Source organism: Streptomyces phytophilus (genome assembly GCF_013870535.1).
Classification (GTDB): domain Bacteria; phylum Actinomycetota; class Actinomycetes; order Streptomycetales; family Streptomycetaceae; genus Streptomyces; species Streptomyces phytophilus.
This window is the reverse complement of record NZ_JACBXC010000229.1, coordinates 1-6,691: the sequence shown is the minus strand read 5'-3', so window position 1 is coordinate 6,691 and position 6,691 is coordinate 1. Positions and strand designations below refer to the sequence as shown.

Genomic DNA, 6,691 nt, shown 5'->3' with positions numbered 1-6,691 from the left:
GGACGGGCCGGGACGGCGCGCGGCGGCGCCCGGCGGGGCGCGTAAGGCCGACGGATCGGTTTCGATCCGGGCAGGGACGGCACGCCGGCCGCCTCGGCAGCCCATACTGGGCTTCCGATGAAAAAAGCATCCGCGCCCCGGCGCCATCTGCCCACCAGCCCCTTCGACGCGCCCGTCGTCCCCACGGCGAAGAACTTCGCGCCCGGCGACCGGGTCACCCACGACCGGTACGGTCTGGGCACGATCGTCGCTGCCGAGGACGGCATCGCGATGCTCGTCGACTTCGGCTCCCGCCAAGTCCGGATCACCGCGCCCTACGACCATATGGAGAAGCTCTGACGCCGAGCCCGTGAGCAGGACGAAGGCGAGCGGGCGTCGGCACGGTGCCCCCGGGGAGCATGCACTCGCTCCCCGGGGGCACCGACATGCCACCGGGCAGGACCCGCGCCCTGCGGCGCGGCCCTGCCCGGTGGTTTCCGCAGTCCCGGGGACTGCGGTCAGATGACGCGGATGTTCTCCGCCTGCGGGCCCTTCTGGCCCTGCACCAGGTCGAATTCCACCTTCTGGCCCTCGGCCAGCTCGCGGAAGCCCTGCGCGTCGATGTTCGAGTGGTGCGCGAAGACGTCGGCGCCGCCGTCGTCCTGGGCGATGAAGCCGAAGCCCTTTTCGCTGTTGAACCACTTCACAGTGCCGTTAGCCACGGTCTTGTCTCCTTCTTGGGGGGCTTTGGGGATGGCGCGGGTGCGCGATCCCGCGTCGCCGCGATGAATTCCCGCTCCGGAGCAAGCACCGAAAAACAAAAATGCGCCCGAGGTCAAAGCCAGCAGGCGCACACCACATACATGGGAACCACAACTGCAACAAAGTCAGCCTAACACAGAGACCGCGCGGGGAGGGCGGGGCGGAAGGGTCAGGGCGCCGAGCCGCCGGTGGCCAGGCGCATCAGGTCGGTGTCGAAGTCGACGTCCGCCGCGCTCTGCTCGGCGCGCTTGGCCTGGCCGGCGAACCGGTGCTGGTAGCCGGTCCAGTTGTCGTCGGCGATCTGCCGCGGCGCGTCGGTACGCAGCAGGGCGGTGAGTTCGCCGGCGGCCCGGGCGATCCGCTTGCCCAGCTCGGGGGAGCCCCAGTCCTCCGGGGCCGCGTACAGCGAGGTGGGGACCGGCAGCGCGCGCAGGAAGGCGAAGAGCGGGCGGAGCTGGTCGTCGGTGACCATCGCGTGGCGGGCGGTGCCGCCGGTGGCGGCGAGGACCACCGGCACGGCGATGAGCAGGTCGTTGTCGATCAGGTCGGCGAACGACTTGAACAGGCCGCTGATCCCCGCCTTGTACACCGGCGTGGCCGCGACCACCGCGTCCGCCTCCGCGAGCCGGGCGATGGCGTCGCTCACCGGCCCGGTGGGGAAGCCGGAGACGAGCGAGCGGGCGGTCTCGGTGGCCAGCGGCCCGAGGTCGAGCATGGTCACGGTGGCGGGGATCCCGGCCGCGGCCAGGGTGTCGATGCTCTGCTGGGCGATCCGGCCGGCGAGCCGGCGGGTCGACGACTCCTCGCTGACACCGGCGTTGATGACGACGATCTTCCGTGCGGTGGTCATGCCGGCCTCCTGCGCTGCGATCGGGTGGGGGTCGGGGTGGGGCCGGGGGCGGGGGCGGGGGCGGCGGCGAGCAGGGCCGCGGTCAGCTCCCGCAGGGTTTCGAGCTGTTCCGCGTCCAGGGCCCGTGTCATCACCTCGCGCACCTGCCGCGCGTGCGCGCGCCCCAGCCTGCGGTACGTCTCGCGGCCCTCGGCGGTGAGGGCGACGCGGCAGGCGCGGGCGTCGGCGGGGTCGTCGCGGCGTTCGACGTACCCCCGCTTCTCCAACCGGGCGACGAGGCGCGAGACGCCGGCCTGCGTCAGCAGGGCGTCCTCCATGAGCTCGGTGATACGGTGCCCGCCGTCCGAGCCCGACAGGGCGTGCAGGACGGCGTACTCGCGCGGCAGGACGTCGCCCCAGTCGCCCGTGTACTCGAACTCGCGGGCGATCGTGGCCTGGGCGCGCAGCAGCGACTCCCAGGCCGCGAGCGCGAGCTGCGTCGTGGTGGCCGCCATCAGCCCACCACGGGGAACTCGGCCGGCACGGCGGGGTCGCTGTCCTGGTACGGCATGGTGCCGGACAAATTGTCGCCGCGGTTGGGGTTCGGCCGGGGCCGGCGCGGCTCGGCGTCCCCGTACTTCGCGGTGACGCGCGAGGCGTGCGTCGGCGCGTCCGGCACGCCCTCGGCCCGCCGGGACTCCAGCTCCTTGCGCAGCACCGGGACGACCTCCGTGCCCAGCAGCTCGACCTGCTCCAGGGCGGTCTCGACCGGGAGCGCCAGGCCGTCGAGCGCGAACAGCTGCCGCTGGTAGTCGCCGAAGCCCTCCTGGAAGGTGAGGACCTTGTCGATGACCTGCTGCGGGCTGCCCACGGTCAGCGGAGTGGCCGCCATGTGGTCTTCGAGCCGGGACCCGCGGAACATCGGGTAGTTCTCGAAGTACGGGCGGAAGCGCTCCACCGCGTCCTGGGACCGCGCGGCGATGAACGACATCCCGCCCAGGCCCACGATGGCCTGCCCCGGCCTGCCGTGCCCGTAGTGCGCGTAGCGCTGCCGGTAGAGGTCGACGAGCCGCTTGAAGTGGAAGTTCGGCGCGAGGATGTGGTTGGCGAAGAACCCGTTGCCGTAGTACGCGGCCTGCTCGGCGATCTCCGGCGAGCGGATGGAGCCGTGCCAGACGAAGGGCGGCACGTCGTCCAGCGGGCGCGGCGTGGCGGTGAACCCCTGGAGCGGCGTACGGAACTTGCCCTCCCAGTCGACGACGTCCTCGCGCCACAGCCGGTGCAGCAGGTTGTAGTTCTCCAGCGCCAGCGCGACGCCCTCGCGGATGTCCTTGCCGAACCACGGGTAGACCGGCACGGTGTTGCCGCGCCCGACCATCAGGTCCAGCCGCCCCTTGGCGACGTGCTGGAGCATGGCGTAGTCCTCGGCGATCTTCACCGGGTCGTTGGTGGTCATCAGGGTGACCGAGGTGCTGAGCACGATGCGCTCCGTCTGCGCGGCGACGTACGCCAGGAGGGTCGGCGGCGACGAGGGGATGAACGGGGGGTTGTGGTGCTCGCCCAGCGCGAACACGTCGAGCCCCACCTCGTCGGCCCGCTTCGCGACCCGGACGATGTTGTCGATGCGCTCGGCCTCGCTGTAGGTGCGGCCGGTGACCGGGTCGGGGGCGATGTCGCCGACGCTGAAGATCCCGAACTGCATGATCCCCTCCTCTTCGCTCCGCGCGCCCGTCCGGCCGCGTACACCCCTCAACAACATGACTGGTCATGTATTCCTCGGGGGTGATCCGCAGGTCAGGGCGGTGGAAAGCGCAGCGTCAGCGTCAGGCCGCCGCGCGGGCCCGGGGCCGCCGTCAGGGTCGCGGTGTGGGCCTCGGCGATCGAGGCGGCGATGGGCAGGCCCAGGCCGTGGCCCGGGGTGGGGGCGGTGCGGTCGGGGGCGTGGCGGCGGAAGGGCTCGAAGAGGGCCGGGATGTCCTCGGCGGGGATCGGGGGGCCGGTGTTGGTCACCGTCAGGGTGCGGTCCCCGACGCGTACGCGGACGTGGCCGCCGGGGTGGTTGTACTGGACCGCGTTGCGGATGACGTTGGTCAGCAGGTGCCGCAGCAGGATGCGGTCCCCCCTGACGCGCGGGGTGCGGTCCGCCTCGACGGTGAGGTCCACCCGGCGCTCCCGTGCCGCGGGGGCGAGTTCGGCGGCGACCTGGCCGGCGGTGGCGGTGAGGTCCACGTCCTCGGTCCCGGCCGGGCCCCGGTCGCTGCGGGCGAGCAGCAGGAGCGCGTCGACAAGTTGCTCCGCCTCGCGGTTGGTGGCGAGCAGGTCGGCGCGTACGTCCGCGAGGCGGTCCGGCAGCGGGTCTGCCAGCCCGACCTGGATGCTGGTGCGCTGGGCCGCCAGCGGCGTCTTGAGTTCGTGGGAGGCGTTGGCGACGAAGCGCCGCCGGCTCTCGAAGGCCCGCTCCAGGCCGTCGAGCATGGCGTCGAAGGTGTCGGCGAGGCGGTGGAGTTCGTCGTCCGGGCCGGTCAGGGCCAGCCGCTGGTGGAGGTTCTCCTCGCTGATGCGGCGCGCGGCCGCCGTCATGGACGCGACGGGGCGCAGTGCCCGCCCCGCCAGCCACCGACCGAGGAACCCGGCCAGCAGCGCCAGGACGAGGATGCCGACCGCGGACCAGATGACCATCTGGCGCAGCGCGGTGTCCTGGACGGCCTGGACGGTCTCGTCCATCCTCCTGATCTCGGCGATGTCGTCGCGCGCCGTCTGCGACGAGGCGTACGTGGGGTGCGCGCCGGTGAGCGGACGGCCGGGGTTCTCGTCGTACGTGAGGGACAGGCCCTGGACCTTCTCGGCCGTCCCGTGCCGGGCGAGGACCACGACGAAGGCCAGCAGGCCGGTGCCGGTGAGCAGGAAGAGGCCGGAGATCGCCGCGGTGAGGCGGGCGCGGAACGGCAGCCGGCGCAGGAGCGCGCGCGGGTTCAGCCGCACAGCCGGTAGCCCTCTCCGGTGTCGGTGGCGATCACGCCGGGGGCGCCGAGCTTGCCGCGCAGCCGGCTGACGGTGGCGCGGACCGCGCTGGTGCGCGGGTCGAGGTGCTCGTCCCAGACGGTACGGACGAGGGTGTCGTGCGGCACCGGCGCGCCCCCGGCCTGGAGCAGCAGGTGCAGGACGGCGAACTCCCTGGAGGTCAGCGCAACGGGGCGGCCGTGCGCGTGCACCCGGTGCCGGACCGGGTCCAGGACGATTCCCGCGTGCTCCAGGACGCCGGGGGCCGGTCGGTGCGGGCGGCGGCTCAGGGTGCGTACGCGGGCGACGAGTTCGGTGAAGTCGAAGGGCTTGGCGAGGTAGTCGTCGGCGCCGAGCGCGGTCAGCCCGTAGACCCTGTCCGCCACCTGGCCGGCGGCGGTCAGCAGCAGGATCTGCGGCGGGCCCTCGGTCGCGCGCAGCCGCCGGCACACCTCGTCCCCGCTCAGGCCCGGCAGGTCGCGGTCGAGGACCAGCACGTCGTAGTCGGTGACCAGGCACATCCGCTCGGCCTCGGTGCCGGTGTGGGCGACGTCGACCGCCATGGCCTGATGGCGCAGGCCGGTGGCGAGGGTACGGGCCAGGATGCGGTGGTCCTCCGCTACCAGGACTCTCATGGCGCCATCGAACCAGGACGGCGATTGCAGCCGCGTAAGTGCGCTGCCGGTGGTGCGCCCGCCTGTTCAGTCCCGGGCCGGCGGGCGCAGCGGGATCGTGCCGCGGTCCCGGGCGCTGTCCAGCATCGCGCGGTTCACCGGCGGGCGGGGGGCCGGGGTGGCGGCGGTGAGCCGGATCACGTCGCGGCCGACGAGGGCCGTGCGCCACTCGGCGAGGGTGGGGCGGGTGCCGTACGCGCCGGCGGCCTGGGTGTAGCGGGCCCGTACGGCCGCTTCCTGGCGGTCGTCCAGCTCGCCGGGGACCAGGTCGAGGTCCGGTCCGGGCGCGGTGTACGCGTCCTGCGCGAGGATGCGTCCCGTGGCGAGGGCGGCCTTGTAGCGGTCGCTGTCCACCGTGGCCGAGCCGACCGGGGCCAGCGGGTCGCCCCAGTCGGGGGTGTCGGCCTGGGCGAGGACGGGAGAGCGGCCGGCGACGCGGAAGCCGTCGCAGTCCAGCAGGTGGACGGCGGGGGCGGGGCGTACGGTCCACAGGATGTTGGCCTGCGAGACGTCGCCCAGCACCAGGCCCCACCTGTGCAGCCGCTCCACCAGCTCGACCAGCGCCAGGGCGAGTTCCCGGCGCTGGCCGGGGGCGGGCTGGGCGATGCTCTGCCAGGACGCCTTGGGCTCGCGCAGCAGGAACTGCAGCTCCGTGAGCTTCGTGCCGCCGTTGGGCGTCTGCCAGCTCATCGCCGCCGGGGCCCGGTACATCAGGAAGCCGACCGCCCGCCCGCCGTCCACCACCCGGCACAGCGGCCACGCGGCGCGCGCGTCAAGATACGCGCGCTCCTCGGGCGGCAGCGCGCGGTGCACGGCGACGAGGGCGGCCAGCGCCTGCCCGTCGACCTCGTGCGGCGCGCGGTAGCTCTTGTACAGCAGGTCGGGGACGTTCCGCAGCGCGTGCACCTCGCCCTGGCCGCCGTCGCCTATCTTGCCGCCGAAGGCAAGCGAGGACAGCGGCACGTCCGTACCGTCGTCGGCGGTCACCGGACTCCCTCCCACAGGCAGATGATCGTGCGGTCGTCGTCGTACGACTTCAGCCGGGTCTGCGCGTGCCAGAGGAAGTCGGAGGGCTGCGGTACGCCGGCGGTGTGCCCCCACTGCCCGGCCACGTGCTCGCGGAACTCCTTCTCGCCGGCGAGCGGCCCGGAGAACCCGTCCGTGCACAGCACCAGCACGTCCCCGGCCGCGGACGGCTCCAGGAGGCGGGCGTCGACCTGCTGGTACGCGTCCGGGAGGGCCGCGGTGCCGGTGTCGATGACGCCGGTGCCGGGGGTGGCGGTCGCGGGGTGCTCCAGGTTCCACCAGCCGCGGTCGCGCAGCCGGAACAGGCCGCCGTCGCCGACGCCGAGGAAGCCGCGTACGCGGACGGCGGGGTCGAGCGGGACGACCAGGGCGCGGAACGTGGTCGCGTACGCGCGCGCCGGCGCGTCGATCGACGCCCGCA

General features: G+C 73.5%; 9 protein-coding genes. 1 reads left to right on the top strand and 8 read right to left on the bottom strand.

Annotation, left to right across the window (positions count from 1 at the left end; genetic code table 11):
- The first annotated feature begins 117 nt into the window (after positions 1-117).
- Positions 118-339 (top strand): hypothetical protein, encoded by a 222-nt coding sequence (locus tag H5J30_RS13330; RefSeq protein WP_181787648.1) that lies wholly within the window; start codon positions 118-120, stop codon positions 337-339.
- A 158-nt stretch (positions 340-497) separates the two neighbouring features.
- On the opposite strand, the gene H5J30_RS13325 is transcribed toward H5J30_RS13330, so the two are convergent.
- From H5J30_RS13325 to H5J30_RS13290, 8 genes are all read right to left on the bottom strand, one after another.
- Complete coding sequence (locus tag H5J30_RS13325; protein WP_181787647.1) at positions 498-701, bottom strand: cold-shock protein; 204 nt, start codon at positions 699-701, stop codon at positions 498-500.
- A 209-nt stretch (positions 702-910) separates the two neighbouring features.
- Positions 911-1,591 carry a CE1759 family FMN reductase gene (locus H5J30_RS13320; RefSeq protein ID WP_181787646.1) on the bottom strand — a complete coding sequence of 227 codons (681 nt, stop codon included), beginning with the start codon at positions 1,589-1,591 and terminating at the stop codon, positions 911-913.
- Positions 1,588-2,085: a MarR family winged helix-turn-helix transcriptional regulator gene (locus H5J30_RS13315; RefSeq protein ID WP_181787645.1), complete on the bottom strand. Its 498-nt coding sequence runs from the start codon at positions 2,083-2,085 to the stop codon at positions 1,588-1,590. The genes H5J30_RS13320 and H5J30_RS13315 overlap by 4 nt, the downstream gene beginning before the upstream one ends.
- Entirely contained in the window at positions 2,085-3,272 is a 1,188-nt protein-coding gene (locus tag H5J30_RS13310; protein WP_181787644.1) for a CE1758 family FMN-dependent luciferase-like monooxygenase, read from the bottom strand. Before H5J30_RS13310 ends, H5J30_RS13315 begins: the two co-directional genes overlap by 1 nt.
- Positions 3,273-3,364: 92 nt before the next feature.
- Positions 3,365-4,552 carry a sensor histidine kinase gene (locus H5J30_RS13305; RefSeq protein ID WP_181787643.1) on the bottom strand — a complete coding sequence of 396 codons (1,188 nt, stop codon included), beginning with the start codon at positions 4,550-4,552 and terminating at the stop codon, positions 3,365-3,367.
- On the bottom strand, positions 4,543-5,205 hold the full coding sequence (locus tag H5J30_RS13300) for a response regulator transcription factor (protein WP_181787642.1): 663 nt from the start codon (positions 5,203-5,205) through the stop codon (positions 4,543-4,545). Before H5J30_RS13300 ends, H5J30_RS13305 begins: the two co-directional genes overlap by 10 nt.
- Before the next feature lie 66 nt (positions 5,206-5,271).
- Positions 5,272-6,231: a hypothetical protein gene (locus H5J30_RS13295; RefSeq protein WP_181787641.1), complete on the bottom strand. Its 960-nt coding sequence runs from the start codon at positions 6,229-6,231 to the stop codon at positions 5,272-5,274.
- Positions 6,228-6,691 (bottom strand): protein phosphatase 2C domain-containing protein (locus H5J30_RS13290; RefSeq protein ID WP_181787640.1); only part of this gene is annotated, 464 nt, incomplete at its 5' end. The genes H5J30_RS13290 and H5J30_RS13295, both read right to left, overlap by 4 nt.

Coding starts and splice junctions, on each gene's coding strand:
- H5J30_RS13330 (WP_181787648.1), top strand. CDS start 118: ATGAAAAAAGCATCCGCGCCCCGGCGCCATCTGCCCACCAGCCCCTTC.
- H5J30_RS13320 (WP_181787646.1), bottom strand. CDS start 1,591: ATGACCACCGCACGGAAGATCGTCGTCATCAACGCCGGTGTCAGCGAG.
- H5J30_RS13315 (WP_181787645.1), bottom strand. CDS start 2,085: ATGGCGGCCACCACGACGCAGCTCGCGCTCGCGGCCTGGGAGTCGCTG.
- H5J30_RS13310 (WP_181787644.1), bottom strand. CDS start 3,272: ATGCAGTTCGGGATCTTCAGCGTCGGCGACATCGCCCCCGACCCGGTC.
- H5J30_RS13300 (WP_181787642.1), bottom strand. CDS start 5,205: ATGAGAGTCCTGGTAGCGGAGGACCACCGCATCCTGGCCCGTACCCTC.